At 70.4% G+C, this 19,805-nt stretch carries 21 protein-coding genes; 12 read left to right on the forward strand and 9 right to left on the reverse strand.

Annotation, left to right across the window (positions count from 1 at the left end; all coding sequences use genetic code 11):
* Positions 1-41: 41 nt before the first annotated feature.
* Entirely contained in the window at positions 42-1,091 is a 1,050-nt protein-coding gene (locus tag LTT66_RS35795; RefSeq protein WP_233062880.1) for an MBL fold metallo-hydrolase, read from the reverse strand.
* Between the two features lie 98 nt (positions 1,092-1,189).
* Here LTT66_RS35795 and LTT66_RS35800 point away from each other — a divergent pair, with 98 nt between their 5' ends.
* Positions 1,190-1,891 (forward strand): TetR/AcrR family transcriptional regulator, encoded by a 702-nt coding sequence (locus LTT66_RS35800; RefSeq protein WP_233062881.1) that lies wholly within the window; start codon positions 1,190-1,192, stop codon positions 1,889-1,891.
* 27 nt (positions 1,892-1,918) lie between these two features.
* Here the strand turns inward: LTT66_RS35800 and LTT66_RS35805 are convergent, their stop codons facing one another.
* The 8 genes from LTT66_RS35805 to LTT66_RS35840 all read right to left on the reverse strand — a co-directional run bounded on the left by LTT66_RS35805 (position 1,919) and on the right by LTT66_RS35840 (position 7,407).
* Entirely contained in the window at positions 1,919-2,392 is a 474-nt protein-coding gene (locus LTT66_RS35805; protein WP_233062882.1) for a hypothetical protein, read from the reverse strand.
* Positions 2,393-2,494: 102 nt separating this feature from the next.
* Positions 2,495-4,216: an urease subunit alpha gene (locus LTT66_RS35810; protein WP_195102526.1), complete on the reverse strand. Its 1,722-nt coding sequence runs from the start codon at positions 4,214-4,216 to the stop codon at positions 2,495-2,497.
* A gap of 59 nt (positions 4,217-4,275) precedes the next feature.
* Positions 4,276-4,587 (reverse strand): urease subunit beta, encoded by a 312-nt coding sequence (locus tag LTT66_RS35815; protein ID WP_233062883.1) that lies wholly within the window; start codon positions 4,585-4,587, stop codon positions 4,276-4,278.
* Positions 4,588-4,643: 56 nt separating this feature from the next.
* Positions 4,644-4,946, reverse strand: a complete 303-nt coding sequence (locus LTT66_RS35820) for an urease subunit gamma (RefSeq protein WP_040778027.1) — start codon at positions 4,944-4,946, stop codon at positions 4,644-4,646.
* Positions 4,947-5,022: 76 nt separating this feature from the next.
* Positions 5,023-5,412 carry a PaaI family thioesterase gene (locus LTT66_RS35825; RefSeq protein ID WP_228826547.1) on the reverse strand — a complete coding sequence of 130 codons (390 nt, stop codon included), beginning with the start codon at positions 5,410-5,412 and terminating at the stop codon, positions 5,023-5,025.
* A 99-nt stretch (positions 5,413-5,511) separates the two neighbouring features.
* Positions 5,512-6,318 carry a carbonic anhydrase gene (locus LTT66_RS35830; RefSeq protein WP_233062884.1) on the reverse strand — a complete coding sequence of 269 codons (807 nt, stop codon included), beginning with the start codon at positions 6,316-6,318 and terminating at the stop codon, positions 5,512-5,514.
* A gap of 382 nt (positions 6,319-6,700) precedes the next feature.
* Positions 6,701-7,204 carry a hypothetical protein gene (locus LTT66_RS35835; protein WP_233062886.1) on the reverse strand — a complete coding sequence of 168 codons (504 nt, stop codon included), beginning with the start codon at positions 7,202-7,204 and terminating at the stop codon, positions 6,701-6,703.
* Entirely contained in the window at positions 7,201-7,407 is a 207-nt protein-coding gene (locus LTT66_RS35840; RefSeq protein WP_233062887.1) for a hypothetical protein, read from the reverse strand. The genes LTT66_RS35835 and LTT66_RS35840 overlap by 4 nt, the downstream gene beginning before the upstream one ends.
* Positions 7,408-7,538: 131 nt before the next feature.
* On the opposite strand from LTT66_RS35840, the gene LTT66_RS35845 reads away from it, so the two are divergent.
* From LTT66_RS35845 to LTT66_RS35895, 11 genes are all read left to right on the forward strand, one after another.
* Positions 7,539-8,585: a FecCD family ABC transporter permease gene (locus LTT66_RS35845; protein WP_233062888.1), complete on the forward strand. Its 1,047-nt coding sequence runs from the start codon at positions 7,539-7,541 to the stop codon at positions 8,583-8,585.
* Between the two features lie 74 nt (positions 8,586-8,659).
* A complete protein-coding gene (locus LTT66_RS35850) occupies positions 8,660-9,670 on the forward strand; it encodes a FecCD family ABC transporter permease (RefSeq protein WP_181722245.1) in 1,011 nt (336 codons plus the stop codon).
* Positions 9,667-10,566, forward strand: a complete 900-nt coding sequence (locus LTT66_RS35855; protein WP_233062890.1) for an ABC transporter ATP-binding protein — start codon at positions 9,667-9,669, stop codon at positions 10,564-10,566. The genes LTT66_RS35850 and LTT66_RS35855 overlap by 4 nt, the downstream gene beginning before the upstream one ends.
* 71 nt (positions 10,567-10,637) lie before the next feature.
* Positions 10,638-11,030 (forward strand): BlaI/MecI/CopY family transcriptional regulator, encoded by a 393-nt coding sequence (locus tag LTT66_RS35860; RefSeq protein ID WP_039797864.1) that lies wholly within the window; start codon positions 10,638-10,640, stop codon positions 11,028-11,030.
* Positions 11,031-11,073: 43 nt separating this feature from the next.
* A complete protein-coding gene (locus LTT66_RS35865; protein WP_181722227.1) occupies positions 11,074-12,012 on the forward strand; it encodes a M56 family metallopeptidase in 939 nt (312 codons plus the stop codon).
* 179 nt (positions 12,013-12,191) lie between these two features.
* Positions 12,192-13,787 (forward strand): DEAD/DEAH box helicase, encoded by a 1,596-nt coding sequence (locus tag LTT66_RS35870; protein WP_233062891.1) that lies wholly within the window; start codon positions 12,192-12,194, stop codon positions 13,785-13,787.
* Between the two features lie 4 nt (positions 13,788-13,791).
* The gene (locus LTT66_RS35875) at positions 13,792-14,637 is read left to right on the forward strand and encodes a DMT family transporter (protein WP_233062892.1); all 846 of its coding nucleotides are present in this window, start codon (positions 13,792-13,794) and stop codon (positions 14,635-14,637) included.
* A gap of 53 nt (positions 14,638-14,690) precedes the next feature.
* Positions 14,691-16,127, forward strand: coding sequence for a GuaB1 family IMP dehydrogenase-related protein (locus LTT66_RS35880; protein WP_233062893.1), 1,437 nt, complete (start codon positions 14,691-14,693; stop codon positions 16,125-16,127).
* A 244-nt stretch (positions 16,128-16,371) separates the two neighbouring features.
* Positions 16,372-17,754, forward strand: coding sequence for a hemolysin family protein (locus tag LTT66_RS35885; RefSeq protein WP_195065755.1), 1,383 nt, complete (start codon positions 16,372-16,374; stop codon positions 17,752-17,754).
* Positions 17,747-18,811, forward strand: a complete 1,065-nt coding sequence (locus LTT66_RS35890) for a hemolysin family protein (protein WP_233062894.1) — start codon at positions 17,747-17,749, stop codon at positions 18,809-18,811. Before LTT66_RS35885 ends, LTT66_RS35890 begins: the two co-directional genes overlap by 8 nt.
* Positions 18,812-18,854: 43 nt before the next feature.
* Positions 18,855-19,781 carry a 3-methyladenine DNA glycosylase gene (locus LTT66_RS35895; protein WP_233069511.1) on the forward strand — a complete coding sequence of 309 codons (927 nt, stop codon included), beginning with the start codon at positions 18,855-18,857 and terminating at the stop codon, positions 19,779-19,781.
* Positions 19,782-19,805 lie beyond the last annotated feature (24 nt).

Below are 19,805 nucleotides of genomic sequence, written 5' to 3' on the forward strand. Positions count from 1 at the left end.
GGTGAAGGTGGGTGACGTCCCGGGATTGGTCCACGCGGCGGTCAGCTCACTGGAGGGGAAGAACTGGAGGGGAAGAACTGGAGGAACCGCGCATCGCGCTGGCTGCGGTCGGCCAGCGTCTTCTCGAACACGATCGAGTTGTATTGGTCGGCCGTGGTCTCGATGGTGTTGGCATTGAGCACGATCTCCTGGCCCCATTCCCGCGCCCAGCGCGCCAATCCGGGCAGCCGCGAGTGCTCCGGTGTCAGGCATTCGGCGGCGATGACGTTCTCGCTGCTCACCCAGATACCGGTCGAGGTGTTGAGTACCAGGCTCTGATTGCCGAACACATGACCCGGTGTCTTCACCACCGCGGCACCCGGGCCCAGGATCATCGAGCCGTCGAGGGGCAGGAAGGCGTCCGGCGGGACGTCACGGTAGGCGTCGGGCTGATACCAGGGCTTCTGCAACGGGTGCAGGTCCGCCATCGCGGCCAGTTCGTCCCGCTGCACGATCACCTTGGCGTTGCGGAATACCGGCTTCGGCTGCGCACCGAGGTCGTCCTGGTGGGCCGTGGTGCCGATCCAGCGCCGCAGGTCCTGGGTGTGCAGGTGGTCGAACATCAGATAGTCGACCTCGCCCGGATCGATGCCGAGCCGGGACAGGTGACCGAGCACCGTGCCGTGCTCGATCACCATCCGCCGCGCCACGAGGTCCGGGGTGCGGCGGGCGAGCTTGTCGAAATACGGTGTGTACCGGCCGAGTTCGACGTCGCTCGGCTCGAACAGCAGCACCCGCGGCGTCCCGTCGCTCTCGCGCCACCGGATCACCAGCATCCGGTTCGTGATCGCGAGAAACGGAGCGAGCGCACGGGACGCGCGAAACAGGCCGAACCGCGTCGGGTAAGGCAGCGTGACGAGGTCGCACGTCGCTATGTCGACCGGCGATCCCGTGCTCGCGAACTCCTTGCGGAAGACCCCGGCCTGTTGCCGTGCCGCGGTCAGCCGTGCGCCCGGCCCACCGTCGACCTTCGTGACATCGACCAGGTGATCGACACACGAGCCGACGCTCGCCAGGTCCACCACCTCACCGTGTCCCCAGGGCAGCTGCATCCGACATCCCATCTCGCACATTAATCCCACGTCGTGGAATTAATACGCAGACTAAACCCACAGTGTGGAAATATGCAAGGGTAGGGAACAATGAAGGCATGACAGGTCCGGCCACCTCGACCCCACCCGCGAGCACGCCCCGCCGGGGACGGCCGCCGAAGGCGGAAGCGCAGCTCTCACGTGCGGCGATCCGGGAGGCCGCCCTCGCGGTGATCGATGCCGATGGCATCGGCGCCGTGAGCATGCGCACCGTCGGTCGCGTGCTCGGCGTGGACGCCAAAAGCCTCTATCACCACGTCGCGAGCAAGGACGACCTGCTCGACGCCGTCGCCGAGCACATCCTCGGGCAACTGCGGGTGCCGTCGCCCACGGACTCTGTCGAAGACGACCTGCGAGCGCTGGCGCACGAGTTCCGCCGGGTCACGCTCGCGCACCCGCAGGCGGCGATTCTGGTCCTGACCCGTCAGCTGTCCTCGCAGGCCGGCCTCGCGCCGATCGAAGCGGTCCTCACCGTGCTGCGCAGAACCGGGGACTCCGCCGAAGAAGCGGTGCACCTACTGCGCACTCTGCTGGCCGCCCTGGTCGGAACCCTGCTCCGCGAAGTCTCCGCGGGACCGACGTTCGGCACCAGCGACGCCGACGGAATCGCCGAACGAGAGCGCACCCTCGAAGCATCCGGGCTGCCGCAGGTCGCCCTCGCCGCCCCCCATCTGGCGCGCTTCGACCGCGACAGCGAATTCGACTACACCGTCGATCTTCTCGTCCACGTCGTCACTTCTCGCCTCGACACCGCCGAGTAGCAAGGGGATTCGATCTCGTGGCGCGACTCATCGGATGCGGCGTTCGCATTCTTCGAACGCGGCTCCCGTTTCGAAGCAGTCGTAGAGTCCGCTCTGAATGTCACCACTGGTAGGCGGCTCGCCGCAGAGAACCCCGCAGCGCTGGTAGTTCGGCACGCGGGCGCCGTCGGACCGGAAGCAGGCGTCACTGTCGCAGGCGTAGTCGCGCGTGTTGGGATCGAGCGGAATCGGGTCCCGACGGTAGGACCAGACGTACGCGTCGGTGCGCTGCACCTGCGTGCAATAGACGGTCCGGCCGTCGGCGAGGCGGCCGACCGCGCCGTGTTCGTGGCAGTAGTCGTTCAACTCGACCGCGGCATCTCCCGAGGACTGCGTTCCACCCGACCCGGACGGCATCGGCGCGGCCGCCGAGGTCGCGAACATCGTGGCCAAAAGCGTCACCGCCCCGACGACTCCCACCGCCAGTCGACGCCGCACCTCTCGCTCAACTGGTCGTGGCATGCCGTCCTCCCTTCCTCGAGCTCCGACGAGCCACCGGACCATACACCCCGCGAGGGGCACATGAGCGAGAACTCTTCTCGAGGTTCACCACAACCATCCGCACTAGAAGAGGAAGTAGCGTTGGGCCATCGGGAGTTCGGTAGCGGGGTCTTCGCGCCAGACCTCGCCGTCGATGCGGACGGTGAAGGTGTCCGGCTCGACTTCGATGCGCGGCATGGCGTCGTTGTGCGGCAGGTCGGTCTTCGTCACGCCACGGACGTTGCGCACCGGCACGAGTTTGCGCTGGACCCGCAGCCGGTCGGCGAGGCCGTCCTCGATCGCCTGCTCGGAGACGAAGTGCAGAGAGGTCGCGGCCGCGGCCGCCGGGGCGGCGCCGAACATGGGGCGCGGCAGCACCGGCTGCGGCGTCGGGATGGAGGCGTTGGCGTCGCCCATCGCGGCCCAGGCGATCGCCCCGCCTTTGAGCACGGCGTGCGGGCGGACGCCGAAGAACGCGGGCTCCCACAGCACCAGATCGGCGAGCTTACCGACCTCGACCGAACCGATCTCATGGTCCAGGCCGTGCGCGACGGCGGGGCAGATGGTGTATTTCGCGACGTAGCGCCGCACCCGGGCGTTGTCGGCGGCGCCGTCGCCCGGCAGCGCGCCGCGGCGGCGCTTCATCACGTGCGCGGTCTGCCAGGTGCGCAGCACGACCTCGCCGATGCGGCCCATGGCCTGCGAGTCGCTGCCGATCATCGAGATGGCGCCGAGATCGTGCAGCAGATCCTCCGCCGCGATGGTGGAGGGGCGGATGCGGCTCTCCGCGAAGGCCAGATCCTCCGGGATCGACGCGCTCAGGTGATGGCACACCATGAGCATGTCCAGGTGCTCGTCGAGCGTGTTGACGGTGTGCGGGCGCGTCGGGTTGGTCGAGCTGGGCAGCACGTTGGGATGGGCGGCGACGGTGATGATGTCGGGCGCGTGCCCGCCGCCCGCCCCCTCGGTGTGGTATGCGTGGATGCCGCGGCCCGCGATCGCCGCGAGGGTGTCCTCGACGAAACCGGCCTCGTTCAAGGTGTCCGAGTGCAGCGCCACCTGCACCCCCGCCGCGTCGGCCACGGTGAGGCAGGCATCGATCGCGGCGGGCGTGGAGCCCCAGTCCTCGTGCAGCTTGAATCCCGATGCCCCGGCGCGCAATTGCTCCCACATGGCCTCGGCGCTGACGGTGTTGCCCTTGCCGAGCAGCACGATGTTCACCGGCCAGGCGTCGGTTGCTTCGAGCATCCGCGCCAGATGCCACGCGCCGGGCGTCACGGTGGTCGCTTTGCTGCCCTCGGCCGGACCGGTGCCCCCGCCGATGAGGGTGGTGATGCCGCCGCCGAGCGCCTCCTGGAGCAGCTGCGGGCAGATGAAGTGCACGTGACAGTCGATCGCGCCCGCGGTGAGGATGCGGCCGTTGCCCGCGATGATCTCGGTGGACGGGCCGACGACCAGATCCGGGTGCACCCCGGTCATGGTGTCCGGGTTGCCCGCCTTGCCGATCGCGCTGATCCGTCCATCGCGAATCCCGATGTCCGCCTTGATGATTCCCCAGTGATCAATGACGACCACGCCCGTGATCACGGTGTCGGGAGCGCCCTCGGCGCGCGTCGCGCGGGACTGTCCCATGGATTCGCGCAGCACCTTGCCGCCGCCGAACACGGCCTCGTCGCCCGCGCGCCCCGGTCCCCCGCTGCGGTCCTCGGTGATCTCGATCAGCAGATCGGTGTCCGCCAATCTGATCCGGTCGCCCGTCGTCGGCCCGAACAGCTCGGCGTACCGCGCCCGGCTCAGCTCACTCATCGCGTCCTACCTCCTGAGCCCGCGTACGAATTCCCGCATGCCCCGGCCGGGCACCCGGACTACTCATCGAGACGGCCCGGTGGGGTCAGGGTGATCCCGTGGACCTCGCGGGCGCCGCCCAGCGGCACGAGCCGGACGCGTTGCCCGAGACCGGGTTCGAAGCGCACCGCGGTCCCGGCCGGAATGTCGAGGCGGCGGCCGTGCGCGGCCGCTCGGTCGAAGTCCAGCGCGGCGTTCGCCTGGGGGAAGTGCACGTGGCTGCCGACCTGCACCGGCCGGTCACCGGTATTGATCACGTCGAGCTCGAGGCGATCCGCGCCGGAGTTCAGTTCGATGACGCCCTCGGCGCAGAGATATTCGCCGGGAATCATGCCGGGCCTCGCCTTGCTCCGCCGACGACCTCACTCGGGTACCGCATACCGGCCGCCTAACCGATCGGGTGGTGCACGGTGACGAGTTTGGTGCCGTCCGGGAAGGTCGCCTCGACCTGGACGTCGGGAATCATCTCCGGCACCCCTTCCATCACGTCGGCGCGGGTGAGGACCGTCCGCCCCGAGGACATCAGCTCGGCGACGGTGCGGCCGTCGCGCGCGCCTTCCAGCACATGGTCGGTGATCAGCGCCACCGCCTCCGGATGGTTCAGCTTGAGTCCGCGGGCCTGTCTGCGCCTGGCCAGCTCGGCGGCGTAGCTGAGCAGCAGGCGTTCCTGCTCATGCGGTGACAGTCGCATCCGGGCTCCTCACCGGTTCGCAGTGGCAGGTGACGGACATTCTGGCACGCCCGTTCCGCCGTCGCCGGACGAGCGCTCAGGAACGATGCGGCAGATTCTGCAGCCGCACCTGGCCGCGGGCCACGGTGCGACCCTCCTCGTCGGTGATGACGACCTGCCACAGCTGCTGCAGCCTGCCGCGATGCAGCGGCGTCGCCTCGCCCGTCAGGGTGCCCTCGCGCACCGCGCGCAGGAAGTCGGTGTTGTTGTTCACGCCGACCACCGTGCCCTGGTCGCCGAACCAGACACCGCCGGCGATGCTGGCGAGCGTCTCGATGACGGTGCAGTACACGCCACCGTTCTGGATGCCTGCGGGCTGGTACAGATGCGGTTTGACGACCCACTCACCGCGCACGCGGTCGGGGCTCAGCTCGGTGTAGCGCAGGCCGATCAGATCGGCGAAGGTGCCTTCGCTGTAGGCGTTCATCTGCTCGGGCGTGACATCCGCCAGCGAGCCGACCTGCTGGGTCTCCTGCTGTGTCATGTAATCACTGTCGCACAGCGCGCACCGCCCGCCGTGGGGGCCTCACCCACCGGCCAGCGTGACCGTCCGGCCGTTCAACGGCTGCGTCGGGCGATTGCTGTGCGCGAACAGCGTCCGGTACCGGTCCGCTTCGGCCGTGGCCACCGCGACCGGACTGCCGAGCACCGTCCACGAGACGCCCTCGCTGCACGGCGGGGTGGTGAGCGAACCCTGATAGCGGTATTGATCGGCGACACCGGGCAGCATCGAGCGCAGGTCGATCGGGCCCGGCACGACGGTCGCGGCGTCCATCGCCTGCGGCGCGTCCGAGAGGATCGGCGCGAAGGCCGACGACCCCGGTGCGGCTTGCAAGAGCACGGCGAGCACGGCTATTTTGCCCGCCGCGCTCTTGTGCACGAAATGCGCTTCCATCGTCGTGCCGACGCCGTCCACGGTGTGTTCGCTCGGTAGATGGAAATGGAACTGCGCGAGTTCGAACGGCACGCCGTCGACCACGACGCGGTTCCCGTTGCCCGCCGCAAGATTCGCCTGCACGGTGTGCCCGTTGTTCAGCAGGGTCACCGCGGGCACCGAGTGGTAGTCGATGGTGATGTGTTCGGACAGCGCGAGCCGGGCATGACCCGGGAGATCGACGGGTGACTGCTGATGGCCGCTCTTGCAGGTCAGATAGTCCCGATCCAGATCGGCCCAATGGTCGGGGCCCTCGGCGTCGTAGTCCCAGTGCGGCGCGGCGTGCGGGGGCGGGGGCGCCGGGCTGTGCGCCTCCCGCGCGCCGGAACCGCAGGCTGGCAGCAGGAGTACCGCGGCCAGCACGGCGAAGAGGGACCGGGACGGTCTGATGGTGAGCAAGTGGCACAACCCCTCGAGCTACCGGTGAGCCACCGTGAACGCCTGCGCGGCAGGGCGAACGAGCGTATCGACGGCTCAGTGTGGCGCGCGACGGTGCGCACCGATGATCGCGACACAGTACCGGCGAATCCGCGACGCGGCGGTGACCCGCCGGGGACGGCCGGACGACGAATACCCTTGGTGTGCAGCGGGTTCAACGTTCGTGTCGGCGTCAGCGTAGATCCGGGACCGGCGGCGCGCCAGAGCGGGCGACGTACTTCACATCGGAACAGAGCGGCGGGCCCCACCCGAAGGGGAGCCCGCCGCGGCAAGGGATCGGGGGTCACCGCAGCCCTCGGGACTCTCACGCGATCCGTACGCCGAGTACGAGTATAGGTCAGGCTTACCTAACTAAGCAATACCCGGAGCGGCGCACCGGAAGTCCACGCCCGGCCATGGCCGCGAGCAGTCCCTGCCCCCGCCGCACCCCGGCAGCGGAGTCGGTCCGGGCGAGATCGGGCACGTAAGTCGAAGCGCCCGCCACGGATTCACCGACGAGAGACCAGAACCGGCGGGCGCTCAAACCCGAGCAGCGTGCCATGTTCTGCTGAACGACGGTCAGCGCCGACTCGCAACGGTGCGCGAGCCAGACGTACATCGCTTCCGGGCAGGGCAGAGCGACCACACCCGCCTCGCCGGCCAGCGGATCACCGTCGAGCACGCGAATCGTGGTGTCCGACAGCCCAGCCCAGTCGATTCCTCCATCGTTGTCGTTATGAATCCAGAGGTTCTCCAACCCCGGATCCCACGCCCGCCCTTCCGCGACGAGCAGTGCGACCACCCGTCCGGCGATCGCGTGGATCAGGGCCGTGGCAACCACTTCCGCCGCGATGTCGGCACTGATCATCTCCGCCGCGTGCCGCCGGTACATGAGCTCGACACGCCCTCGCGCACTCCGTCCGACAGCTGCCACCAGCGCCGCTTACCCTGCTCCGCCATCGCCGCCACGGCGTACACCCGCGGATGCTCCGGTTGCAGCGCGCGCAGCCGGGCACAGGCGCGGCCGAACGCCGTCATCGATCGATATGGCGTGGTGATGAGCTCGGTCATCGGACCTCCTCAGGAGTCGGCTCCGTCGCGCGGCGCGGCGGACAATCGGCCATGCCCGTTCGTCAGCGAAAGATAGGTTAGGCTTACCATTCTTAGCAACCGTACCGCTGATTCAGGAGCACCTCGTCGCTGTGACCTTCCTTGCCACCGTGCGGAGGCGACGTCTTTCCGGACTTCTCGTCTCGACCGTCCTGCTCCTGCTCGCCGTGCTCGCCGGCGTGGCGGTCGGCGCGCGATCGCTCGCGCCGGGAACCGTGTACGACGCCGTGCACCACGCGCTCACTTGCCCCGGCGGGCCCTTCACCTGCGCGGCCGACTCCACCGAAGAACAGATCGTGCGCGCGTTGCGGCTCCCCCGCACCGCGCTGGCGCTGGTGTGCGGGTCGGCCCTGGGCATAGCGGGCGCGCTCATCCAGGGCTACACCCGCAACCCGCTCGCCGACGCCGGGCTGCTCGGACTCAACGCAGGCGCAGCGTTTCTCGCGGCGCTGAGCGTCTACCTGTTCGCCTTCAGCGCGCCGGAGGAATACATCTGGTTCGCCTTCGCCGGAGCGCTGATCGCCGGACTGGTCGTGTTCGGCACCGCCTCGGTGGGCGGCGGCAAAGCGAGCCCGCTGAGCCTGGTGCTCGCCGGCGCCGCGATCACCGCGTTCCTGCAGGCGATGACGAACGCCGTCGTGCTGTTCGACGCGCGGGTGCTGGACACCTACCGATTCTGGGTGATCGGCACGGTCGCGGGCCGCGACGCCGCGGTGTTCTGGCAGGTGCTGCCGTTCCTGGCGGTAGGTGTGCTGCTGGCGGTCCTGGCCGCGCCAGGACTGAATCTGCTCGGCCTGGGCGACGACGTCGCGCGCGGGCTCGGCGTGCATATCGGCCGGGCCCGCGCACTCGGGCTCACGGCCATCGTGCTGCTGACGGGCGCGGCGACGGCGGCCGTCGGGCCGATCGCCTTCCTCGGTCTGGTCGTCCCGCATCTCGCGCGGAAATTCACCGGACCGGACTATCGGTGGCTGGTCCCGTATTCCGGCCTCCTCGGCGCATTGCTGCTGCTGATCGCGGATGTGGCCGGACGTCTGGTCGCCCGGCCCGGAGAGCTGGAAGTCGGGGCGATGCTGGCCGTGCTCGGCGTGCCGTTCTTCCTGGCGTTCGTGCGCAGGCGGAAGCTGGTGAACCTGTGACGATCTCGCGGCGAACCACGAATGCGCGACCCGCCCTGCGCGTCGGCCCGGTGTCGGCGGTGCTGCGACCGCGGATGGTGCTGATCGTCGCGGTACTGATCGTGCTGGCGCTCGGACTCTTCTGCCTGGACATCGTGGTGGGCGAATCCCACCTGCCTCTCGCGCGCGTGCTGGACGTGCTGACCGGCGGCGGCACCAGAGCACAGCGGTTCATCGTGCTGGAATCCCGGCTGCCGCGCGCCCTGACCGCGCTCGTGGTCGGCCTGGCGCTCGGGCTCTCGGGCGCGATCACCCAGTCCATCCTGCACAATCCGCTGGCCGCTCCGGACATGCTCGGCATCACCTCGGGCGCGAGCCTGGGCGCGGTCGCCGTGCTGGTCGCCACCGGCGCGAACACCGGGCTGGCCGCTTCGGTCGGCGCGCCGCTGGCGGCGCTGGCCGGCGGTCTGCTCACCGCAGCGGCCATCTACCTGCTCGCCTGGGGCCGCACCGCCACCGGCGCTTACGGCGCCACCGGGCTACGACTCGTGCTGATCGGCGTCGGCGTCAACGCCCTGCTGATGGCGGGCATCAACTGGCTGCTCACCCGCGCCAGCCTGACGGACGCCCAGCGCGCGCAGCTGTGGCTGAACGGATCGCTCAATGCGGCCGATACCGCCCATCTGGCACCGGCGACGATCGCCGCGGGCGTCGCCGCACTCGTCGCGCTCGTCTCGGCCCGCACCCTCGCCGCGCTGCGCCTCGGTTCGGACACCACCCGCGCGCTCGGGGTGCGGATCCAGACCCAGCAGGCCATCCTGATCGGGGCGGCCGTCGTGGCCGCCTCGGTGGCCACCGCCGCGGTCGGGCCGGTCGGTTTCGTCGCGCTCGCGGCGCCGCAGATCGCGCGACGCCTGCTGCGGACCCCGGGCGAACCGCTCGTCGGCTCCGCCGTGTTCGGCGCCATCCTGGTGGTCGGCGCGGATGTCGCGTCCCGCACGCTGTTCCCGGTCGACCTGCCGGTGGGCGTCGTGACCGCGGCAGTCGGCGGCCCGTTCCTGCTGTACCTGCTCGTGCGTATGAACCGGAAGGCGACGCTGTCATGACGATCGCGGACATCACCACCCCCGACGCCCCAGGGCAGGCGAGCACTCCGGGACACCGGCTCGGCGCCGAGGACGTCACGCTCGGCTACGGCGACCGGGTGGTCGTCGACGGGTTGAGCTTGGCCATCGCCCCCGGCGTGGTCACCACCGTCATCGGACCGAACGGTTGCGGGAAGTCCACCCTGCTGCGCTCGCTGGGCCGACTGCTGCGCCCGCGGGATGGCCGGGTCCTGTTGGACGGCAAAGCCATTTCGACGATGAAGACCAAGGACGTCGCCCGCATCGTCGGCATGCTGCCGCAGTCGCCGGTCGCCCCGGAAGGACTCACCGTCGCCGATCTGGTCACCCGCGGGCGCCACCCGCACCAGTCCTGGTTCCGCCAGTGGTCGGGTACCGACGAGTCCGAGGTGACGACCGCGCTGGAACAAACCGGGATCGCCGACCTCGCCGACCGCGCGCTCGACGAGCTGTCCGGCGGCCAGCGCCAGCGCGCCTGGATCTCCATGGCGCTGGCCCAGGGCACCGACATCCTGCTGCTCGACGAGCCGACCACCTACCTGGATCTGGCCCACTCGATCGAGGTGCTCGACCTGGTCGACCGGTTGCACGCCGATCTCGGACGCACGGTCGTCATGGTGCTGCACGATCTCAACCTCGCGATCCGCTACAGCGACCAGTTGGTGGTCATGCACGACGGGCGTGTCGTCGCCGCGGGCGCGCCGGAGGAGGTGATGTCGGTCGGGTTGCTGCGCGAGGTGTTCGACCTGGACGCCACGGTGCTCGAAGACCCCGTGTCGGGCCGGCCGATGATCGTGCCGATCGGCGCGAGGCACGTGCGCGGAAAAGTGGGCGGACCGGCTGCCGGAGGGCCGAAATCCGCGCCCTATGAGAAATGACACACCAGCTATTTCACGGTTACGACACCCTGTAGTACGCATCCTCGTCGTTGAGTACCTAAAATTGTGGGATGGCAGGTCTTGGTGAACTCGAGAAAGCGGTCATGGACCAGTTGTGGTCGGCCGACGAACCACAAACGGTCCGGCAGGTGCACGAGGCGCTCGCCGCACGCCGCGAGCTCGCGTACACCACGGTGATGACCGTGCTGCAACGCCTCGCGAAGAAGAACCTCGTGGTGCAGCGGCGCGACGACCGCGCGCACCGCTATGCGCCGGTGCACACCCGCGACGAACTCGTGGCCAGTCTGATGGTCGACGCGCTGCAACAGGCCGACGCGGCGGGCAGCCGCGCCGCCGCGCTGGTGCACTTCGTCGAACAGGTCGGCAAGGACGAGGCTGCCGCATTGCGCGAAGCACTCGCTAAGCTCGAAGCAACCGAGGACTCGGCCCCGCCGCCGCAGTAGACTCCTCGGGCGCCCTGGCCCCACAACGCAGTGAGCTGAGTCGATGAACGCAACCGCGCCGGTCTTCGCCGGACTCGCATTGCTTCTCGCAGGGCCCGCCCCTGCCTTACTCAGCCGGGCGACCTGGACTTATCGGACGCCCCGTGCGGCACTGGTGCTCTGGCAGGCCATCGCGCTCGCCGCGGTGCTCAGCGCGTTCGGATCCGGGCTGGCCATCGCCGCCGAGCTGCTCGTGCCCGGCCCCGACGGCCGCCCGACCACCGCGCCGACCCGGGAGATCGACGCGCTCGGCCTGCCGCTGTGGCTGGCGTACGTGTTCGTCTTCGCGCTCACGCTGCTCGTCGGCGCCCGGTTGATCTACGCCGTGGTCCGGGTCGGCGTGCACACCCGCAGGCGGCGGGCGCGCCACCGCATGCTCGTCGACCTGCTGGACCAGAGCGGTCCGCACCGGCGCGCGGCCGACATCCGGGTGCTGGCCGCCACCGAGCCCATCGCCTACTGCCTGCCCGGCCTGCGCCAGCGCGTCGTGCTCAGCGAGGGCACCCTGACCAACCTCGCCGACGCCGAGGTCACCGCCATCGTCAGCCATGAGCGTTCGCACCTGCGGGCCAGGCACGATCTCGTACTGGAGGCGTTCACGGCGGTGCACGAGGCGTTCCCGCGAGTGGTGCGCAGCAAAGCCGCCCTCGGCTCGGTGAAGCTGCTCATCGAACTGCTCGCCGACGACTCGGCCGTCAAGGTCACCGGGCCGAAGCCGCTGGCTCGCGCCCTGGTCGCGTGCGCGAAGTCCACCGCGCCGCAGGGCGCCCTCGCCGCGGGCGGTCCCACCACGCTCATCCGCATCCAGCGGCTCAGCGAGCGGATCGGTGACATCCGCATCGCCGCGGCCGCCTATCTCGGCTCGGCCGCCATTCTGGTGGTGCCCACGCTCGCCGTAGCCGTACCCTGGCTGGTGGAGCTGAGTCGGCTGTTCAACAGCTGACTCCCCGAGCACGTATCCTGGACACTCGGTCCACTCCGGTCGGCCACCCCTCTCGTTCCACGCGGCACGCGTCACGACCCGAGCCGCAGCGCGGTGAACCGCATCGCGCACCGCTCTCTTCCCACCGAACAGCGCGTTCGCTGCCGAACGCGCTGTGCGACGAAAGGCACAGCCACCTCGTGACACCCTCGACCACCGTCGCCGTGGCGCCCACCGCGACCTTCGCGGACCTGGGCCTGCCCGCCGTGCTGGTGCAAGCACTGCGGCGCGACGGCATCGAGACGCCGTTCCCGATCCAGGCCGCCACGGCGCCGGACGTCCTTGCCGGCAAGGATGTGCTCGGCCGCGGGCCGACCGGTTCCGGGAAGACTCTGGCCTTCGGCCTCCCGATGCTCGCCCGCCTGATGGGCGCCTCGGCCAAGCCGGGCCGACCTCGTGGACTCGTGCTGGTGCCGACCCGCGAGCTGGCCGCGCAGATCGAGCGTGCGCTCGACGAACCGGCGCTCGCGCTGGGCCTGCGGGTGGCCTCGGTGGTCGGCGGCGCCCCGATCAAGCGCCAGGCCGACCGGCTCGCCCGCGGCGTCGACCTGCTCATCGCCACACCCGGGCGACTCGCCGACCTCCTCGCCCAGGGGGCCGCCGACCTGTCCGAGGTGATGATCACCGCGCTCGACGAGGCCGACCACATGGCCGACATGGGCTTTCTGCCCCAGGTGACCAAGCTGCTGGACCGCACGCCGCGCGACGGTCAACGCCTGCTGTTCTCGGCCACGCTGGACGGCGAAGTGGACAAGCTGGTCAAGCGCTACCTGCGCGCCCCCGTCACACATTCCACCGCCCCGGCCTCGGCGTCGGTCACCACGATGTCGCACCACCTGCTCTACGTCGGCGACAAGGTCGCCAAACGGGCGGTCGCCACCGAGATCGCCGCCCGTGACGGGCTGACCATCATGTTCGTCCGCACCAAGCACGGCGCCGACCGGCTCGCCAAACAGCTGCGCGGCGCGGGCATCCCCGCAGGCGCGCTGCACGGCGGCAAGGCGCAGAACAATCGCACCCGCACTCTCGCCGCGTTCGCCGACGGTTCGGTGCCGGTGCTGGTCACCACCGATGTCGCGGCACGCGGCATCCACGTGGACGGGATCTCCCTGGTCGTGCACGTCGATCCGCCGCCGGAGCCGAAGGCCTACCTGCACCGGGCCGGGCGCACCGCCCGCGCGGGCGAGGACGGCGTGGTCGTCACGCTGGTGATGAACGAGGAGCGCCGCGAGGTCGAGGCGATGGCCCGCAAGGCCGGCGTCGAGATCGACGGCGTGGCGGTCCGCCCCGGCGACCGCACGCTGATCGAGATCACCGGCGCGCGCCGCCCCTCCGGTATTCCGATCGCGGCGGCGCCCGTGACCGCCGCGGCCACGGCTCCCGCGAAACCCGCAGGGCGCAAGCCGGTTAGGCGCGGTGAGCCGACGGCGGCCGTCGGACGCGGCGGCGGTTCGGCGAAGCAGTCCGGTGGCCGGTCGGCCGCCGGGTCGGGCCGCGGCGGCGAATCGGCCACCGCATCCTCCCGTCGCCGGGGCACCGCGAAACCCGCCGCGAGCAACACCGTCGGACGCGGCGCGAGCCCGGCCACCGGCGCTCCCACCCGCAGTTCGGGCAGCACGGGCGGGTTCTCCGGTCGCGCCGGCAGTCCTTCCTCCGGCGACACGCCCGGCCGGACACGGCGACGCGCCGCGCGAACCCAGCAGCCACCGAACCGAGGCAATCGGGCAGCAAACTAATCTGGTGTCCACGCATACGGCTGCCGCCGTCGTCTGCGCCCTATTGGCCGCGCTGTTCTTCGCCATCGCCGCCGTCGCGCAGCAGCATGCGGCGGCCGCGGTGCCGGAGGGTGAGTCGCTGATCCGCGCGCTGATGCGCAGTCCCCGCTGGTGGGGCGGCGTCGTCGGCGACGCGGGCGGATACGCCATGCAGGTCGCCGCCCTCGCCCTGGGCGCGGTCCTGCTGGTGCAGCCGATCCTGGTGAGCGCGCTGGTGTTCGCGCTACCGCTGTCCGCCCGGCTCAATCACCGCCGCGTGCCGCCCCGCACGTGGGCGACCGCCCTGGCGCTCACCGCCGCGCTGGCCTGCTTCCTGCTCGTCGGCAATCCGACCGCGGGCAATGCCGATGCGCCGCTGCGCGATTGGCTCATCCCGCTCGGCATCCTGCTCGGCCTGATCGCCGCCGCTACGGTCGGCGGCGTCACCGCGCGCGATCCAGGCCTGCGCGCGCTGCTGCTGGGCGCGTCGAGCGGTGCGCTGTTCGGGCTCGCCGCCGCCGTCACCTCCTACGTCACGGATCTGTTCGACAACGGCCTCGGCCACGTGCTCGGCGCCTGGCAGACCTGGGCGCTGATCGCGGCCGGCGTCATCGGCGTGTATTTGCAGCAACGCGCGTACCAAGTCGGCCCGCTCACCGCGTCGCTGCCCGCCGTCACCATCGCCGAGCCGCTGGCCGCCGCGTTCATCGGCTTCGCCGTGCTGGAAGAGCGGTTACAAACCGGCGCGGGCGGGCTCGTCGTCGTCGTGGGCGCGGTGCTCGTCATGTGCGCCACCGCCGTCTCGCTGTCCCGCTCGCAGGCGGCCGCCTGAGGCGCTCGCGCAGAAGGGCCCGCGCCGGTCGGCTCCCGGTTATGATCGGTCGAGTGCACTTTCTCCCCGGTCATCAGCCGCCGTACGACCTGACCTACGACGACCTCTTCCTCGTCCCGAACCGGACGGACGTCGCGTCGCGCTTCGACGTCGATCTGTCGACCACCGACGGGTCCGGCACCACCATCCCGATCGTCGTGGCCAACATGACCGCCGTCGCCGGGCGCAGAATGGCCGAGACCGTGGCCCGTCGCGGCGGCCTCGTCGTCCTGCCGCAGGACCTGCCGATCACCGCGGCCGCCGACACCATCGCCTTCGTCAAGAGCCGCTCGCTCACCGCCGACACCCCCGTGACCCTCGACCCCGACCGCTCGGTCTCCGAGGCCGTGGCCCTCATGCACAAGCGCGCGCACGGCGCGGTGGTGGTGACCGACGGCGGACGCCCGGTCGGCGTGGTAACCGAGGCCGCCTGCGCCGATGTCGACCGCTTCGCCCGGTTGCGCGAGGTCGCGGCCACCGATTTCGTGCGGGCCCCCGCCGCCACCACCCCCCGCGATCTGTTCGACCTGCTGCACGCCGAGCACGCCGAGTTCGCCGTGCTCACCACCGAGGACGGCACCCTGGCCGGGGTGCTGACCCGCACCGGTGCCCTCCGCGCGGGCATCTACCAGCCCGCCGTCGACGCCACGGGCAAGCTGCGCGTCGCGGCCGCGGTCGGCATCAACGGCGACGTGGCCGCGAAGGCCAAGTCCCTGGTGGATTCGGGCGCCGACCTGCTCGTCATCGACACCGCGCACGGTCACCAGGCCAAGATGCTCGAAACCCTCGCCGCGGTGCGCGATCTCGGGCTCGGCGTCCCGCTGGTCGCGGGCAACGTGGTGTCCGCCGAGGGCACCAGGGATCTCGCCGAGGCGGGCGCGAACATCATCAAGGTCGGTGTCGGGCCCGGCGCCATGTGCACCACCCGGATGATGACCGGCGTCGGACGCCCGCAGTTCTCCGCGGTGGCCGAATGCGCCGCCGCCGCCGCGGAACTCGGCGTGCACATCTGGGCCGACGGCGGCGTGCGCCATCCCCGCGACGTGGCGCTCGCGCTGGCCGCGGGCGCGTCCAACGTGATGATCGGCTCCTGGTTCGCCGGTACCTACGAGTCCCCCGGCGACCTGCGCGTCGATCGCGACGGCAACGCGTACAAGGAGAGCTTCGGCATGGCGTCCAAGCGGGCCGTCGCCGCCCGCACCGCCTCCGACAGCGAATTCGACCGTGCGCGTAAGGGGCTGTTCGAGGAGGGCATCTCCAGTTCGCGGATGCGGCTGGACCCCGAGCGCCCCGGCGTCGAGGACCTCATCGACCACATCTGCTCAGGTGTACGCAGCGCGTGCACCTACGCCGGGGCACGCACGCTCACCGAATTCCACGACAAGGCCGTGCTCGGTGTGCAGTCCGCGGCCGGATTCGCCGAGGGCCGCCCGCTGCCCAGCGGTTGGTGAGCGCCGACACGCGCAGCACACCGGCACCGGCCCACGCTGCTCGGCAGGTGGGCCGGTAGCATGGTGGTTGCCGGACACCGGCACCACGACAAATTTGCGAAAGGATCCAGTTGTCACCCGCGTCCAAGGGCGCCGTACAGGAGGGCTCCTCTACCGAGCCGGGTGACCACCCCGGCGTCCTCCTCCCCGCAGTAGTCCCATTCGGCACAGGCTGTCTCCCGGCACCGCTCAGGTGGTGCTGAGGATGTCCATCGCGCTCACCGCGCTCAGCCTGATCGGGTTCATCGCACTCACCGTCGGCACCGCCCTGTTCGTCGCCGCGGAATTCTCCCTCACCGCGCTGGAGCGCAGCACCGTCGAGGCGCACGCCCGCACCGGTGACGTCCGCGCCCGGATGGTCCGCAAGGCGCATCGCACCCTGTCGTTCCAGCTGTCCGGCGCCCAGCTCGGCATCACCATCACGACGCTGATCACCGGTTACATCGCCGAACCGGTGCTGGCCAGGCTGCTGAATCCGGTGTTCACCGGTCTCGGGCTGAGTGATGCCGCGGCGGGCGGCGTCGCCTTGACGCTGGCCCTGATCCTGGCCACCTCGCTGTCGATGATCTACGGCGAGCTGGTGCCCAAGAACATCGCCATCGCCAAGGCGCTGGCCACCGCCCGCGCCACGGCCGGGCCGATGATCGCGTTCTCGGTGGTGTTCAAGTGGATGATCCACTTCCTCAACGGCACCGCCAACTGGGTGGTGCGCAGGCTCGGCGTCGAGCCCGCCGAAGAGTTGCGCTCGGCCCGCTCGCCGCAGGAACTCGGCTCCCTGGTGCGCACTTCCGCGCTGCGCGGCGCGCTGGACCAGCCCACCGCCCAGGTGATGGATCGCTCGCTGCAGTTCGGCGAGCGCAGCGCCGAGGAACTGATGACGCCGCGCGTGAAAATCGAAGCGCTGGACAAAGACGGCACCATCGCCGATCTGATCGATGCGGCAGGCCGCACCGGCTACTCCCGTTTCCCGGTGATCGATGGCGACCTCGACAACACTCTCGGCTTCGTGCACGTCAAGCAGGCGTTCACCCGCCCGGCGCACGCGCGCGGGACGTTCCCCCTGCACCGGCTCGCCCAGCCGGTCCCGATCGTGCCCGCGAGCCTGGACGGAGACGAGGTGCTCGAGCGCGTGCGCGCCGACGGCATGCAGGTCGCTCTCGTCGTGGACGAGTACGGCGGCACCGCGGGCCTGGTCACCATGGAGGACATCATCGAGGAGATCCTCGGCGACGTCCGCGACGAGCACGACGAGGAGGAGCGCGACGTGCGGCGCGTCTCCGACGGCTGGGACTGCTCGGGCCTGCTGCGCATCGACGAGGTCTCCCGGGCGACCGGATACGACGCCCCCGAAGGCGAGTACGAGACGCTGGGCGGCCTGGTCCTGACCAGGCTCGGCCGCATCCCGGTGACGGGCGACGAGGTCGTGCTGCCGAATCCGCGCTCGCAGCAGTGGACGGTGACCGAAAGCCCCGACGGAGGCGGCTGGATCGCCCGCGTGGAGCGCATGGACGGACGGCGCATCGACCGGGTCCGGCTGATCCCGGTCGACGCCGACGCCCTCGCGACCAAGGAGCACAGCCATGGGTGACCTGTTCGGCGTCCTGCTCACCGTCGTACTGCTGGCAGGCAACGCCTTCTTCGTCGCCGCCGAGTTCGCGCTCATCTCCGCCCGCCGCGACCGGTTGGAAGCGCTTGCCGCACAGGGCAAGCGGAACGCGAACACCGTCATCCGGGCAGGCGAGAACCTCTCGATGATGCTCGCTGCCGCACAGCTGGGCATCACGATCTGCTCGATCCTGCTCGGCCGCGTCGGCGAGCCCGCCGTCGCGCACCTGCTGGAAGGACCGTTCGAATTGCTCGGCCTGCCCGAACAGCTGCTGCATCCGGTGGCGTTCGCGGTCGCGCTGACCATCGTGGTCATCCTGCACATCCTGTTCGGCGAGATGATCCCGAAGAATATCGCGCTGGCCGGGCCGGAACGCAGCGCGCTGCTGCTGGTACCGGTACACCTGATGTGGCTGCGGCTGGCCCGCCCGCTCATCGCCTTCTACAACCTGGCCGCCAACCTGTCGCTGCGCCTGCTGCGGATCGAACCGAAGGACGAGCTCGAGGCCACCGTCTCGACGGTCGAGCTGGCCGAGATGATCGGCGAGTCCCGCTCCGAGGGACTGCTCGACGAAGAAGAGCACCGCCGCCTCACGCAGGCACTCGGCACCAGTGACCGGGTGGTCGCCGACGTGATGGTGCCACTGGACGCGACCCGATCGATCCCGCTGCGCGGCAACGGGACCACGCTCGGTGACACCGAATCCGCCGTCGCCGAGACCGGGTTCTCCCGCTTCCCGGTGCGGGCGAGCGACGGCTCGCTGGTCGGCTACCTGCACGTCAAGGACGTGCTCGACAAGGTCGCCGACGAGAGCGCCGGTCCCACCACACCGATCCCGCGCACCGATATCCGCCCGCTGCCCACGGTCGGCATGAACACCACGCTCTACGAGGCGCTGGCCCGGCTGCGCCGCACCAACAGCCATCTCGGCCGGGTGGTGGACGAGCGGGGCAACACCACCGGCATCGTCGCTCTGGAGGACCTGGTGGAGGAGTTCGTCGGCACCGTCCGAGACGGTACGCACCGGGTGGGCGAATGACGATCGGGGCGAGCGTCACCGGACCGGCCGGAGTGCGGTGACCATGCGGGTGTTGCCCGGTGCGCAGTGGCGGGCTCGTGCCGCCGCCCACCGGGCCCGGCTGGACGAGTTGGTCGGGCCCTATCTGGAGCGGCGGGCGCAGGGTTCGTCGCACCCGGTGATCGACTTCCTGTTCACCTACTACGGGAACAAACCGGCCCAGTTGCGGCGCTGGCATCCGGGCTACGGCACCGGGCTGGCGGATGCCGCCGAGTATCACGGTGCACGGGGGTATCACCTCGTCGTCACCGACCGGGCGTCCGGTTCGGGCGCCGAGGGTGCCGCGGCGGGCAGCTACACAGCCGATCCCGCCTACCTGGCCAAACGCCGCGACACCGTCGCGTTCGTCGCGAACCTGTTGCGCGCCACCGCGTCCCGGCCCGCCCAGCTGTCCTGCTTCGGGCTGCACGAATGGGCGATGGTGTATCGCACCGACGACATCCGGCACCAGAAAGTGCCGTTGCGGCTCGGACGATCGGGCACCGACGCCGTGGTCGACTCGATGGCGCTGCGCTGCACGCATTTCGACGCCTACCGCTTCTTCACTCCGGAGGCCGTCGGCCGCAACGCCGAGCCGCTCACCCGCGCCGACCAGCTCCGCCGCGAACAGCCGGGCTGCTTGCACGCGAACATGGACCTGTACAAGTGGGGCTTCAAGCTGGTCCCGCTGATCTCCTCCGAGTTGCTGCTGGACTGTTTCGAGCTGGCCTGCGCCGCCCGCGAACTCGACATGCGCGCCAGCCCCTATGACCTGTCCGGGTTCGGCTACCAGCCGGTGCGCATCGAGACGGCTGCCGGGCGGGCGGAGTACGTCCGCGCTCAGTCCGCGCTGGCGCAGCGCGCGGCCGAACTGCGCCGGACCCTTCTGCGCGTCTGCGACGAACTGCTGGCGGCGGACGCCGAGCCCACGCGGACGGCCCACCCGCGCTGACGCGCCTCGACGGAAAAATTCGCG

Source organism: Nocardia gipuzkoensis (genome assembly GCF_021183645.1).
Taxonomy (GTDB): Bacteria; Actinomycetota; Actinomycetes; order Mycobacteriales; family Mycobacteriaceae; genus Nocardia; species Nocardia abscessus.

Coding starts and splice junctions, on each gene's coding strand:
- LTT66_RS35850 (WP_181722245.1), top strand. CDS start 8,660: ATGGTGCTGATCGTCGCGGTACTGATCGTGCTGGCGCTCGGACTCTTC.
- LTT66_RS35795 (WP_233062880.1), bottom strand. CDS start 1,091: ATGCAGCTGCCCTGGGGACACGGTGAGGTGGTGGACCTGGCGAGCGTC.
- LTT66_RS35800 (WP_233062881.1), top strand. CDS start 1,190: ATGACAGGTCCGGCCACCTCGACCCCACCCGCGAGCACGCCCCGCCGG.
- LTT66_RS35855 (WP_233062890.1), top strand. CDS start 9,667: ATGACGATCGCGGACATCACCACCCCCGACGCCCCAGGGCAGGCGAGC.
- LTT66_RS35865 (WP_181722227.1), top strand. CDS start 11,074: ATGAACGCAACCGCGCCGGTCTTCGCCGGACTCGCATTGCTTCTCGCA.
- LTT66_RS35805 (WP_233062882.1), bottom strand. CDS start 2,392: ATGCCACGACCAGTTGAGCGAGAGGTGCGGCGTCGACTGGCGGTGGGA.
- LTT66_RS35890 (WP_233062894.1), top strand. CDS start 17,747: ATGGGTGACCTGTTCGGCGTCCTGCTCACCGTCGTACTGCTGGCAGGC.
- LTT66_RS35825 (WP_228826547.1), bottom strand. CDS start 5,412: ATGAACGCCTACAGCGAAGGCACCTTCGCCGATCTGATCGGCCTGCGC.
- LTT66_RS35835 (WP_233062886.1), bottom strand. CDS start 7,204: ATGATCAGTGCCGACATCGCGGCGGAAGTGGTTGCCACGGCCCTGATC.
- LTT66_RS35885 (WP_195065755.1), top strand. CDS start 16,372: ATGTCCATCGCGCTCACCGCGCTCAGCCTGATCGGGTTCATCGCACTC.
- LTT66_RS35860 (WP_039797864.1), top strand. CDS start 10,638: ATGGCAGGTCTTGGTGAACTCGAGAAAGCGGTCATGGACCAGTTGTGG.
- LTT66_RS35810 (WP_195102526.1), bottom strand. CDS start 4,216: ATGAGTGAGCTGAGCCGGGCGCGGTACGCCGAGCTGTTCGGGCCGACG.
- LTT66_RS35840 (WP_233062887.1), bottom strand. CDS start 7,407: ATGACCGAGCTCATCACCACGCCATATCGATCGATGACGGCGTTCGGC.
- LTT66_RS35815 (WP_233062883.1), bottom strand. CDS start 4,587: ATGATTCCCGGCGAATATCTCTGCGCCGAGGGCGTCATCGAACTGAAC.
- LTT66_RS35895 (WP_233069511.1), top strand. CDS start 18,855: ATGCGGGTGTTGCCCGGTGCGCAGTGGCGGGCTCGTGCCGCCGCCCAC.
- LTT66_RS35820 (WP_040778027.1), bottom strand. CDS start 4,946: ATGCGACTGTCACCGCATGAGCAGGAACGCCTGCTGCTCAGCTACGCC.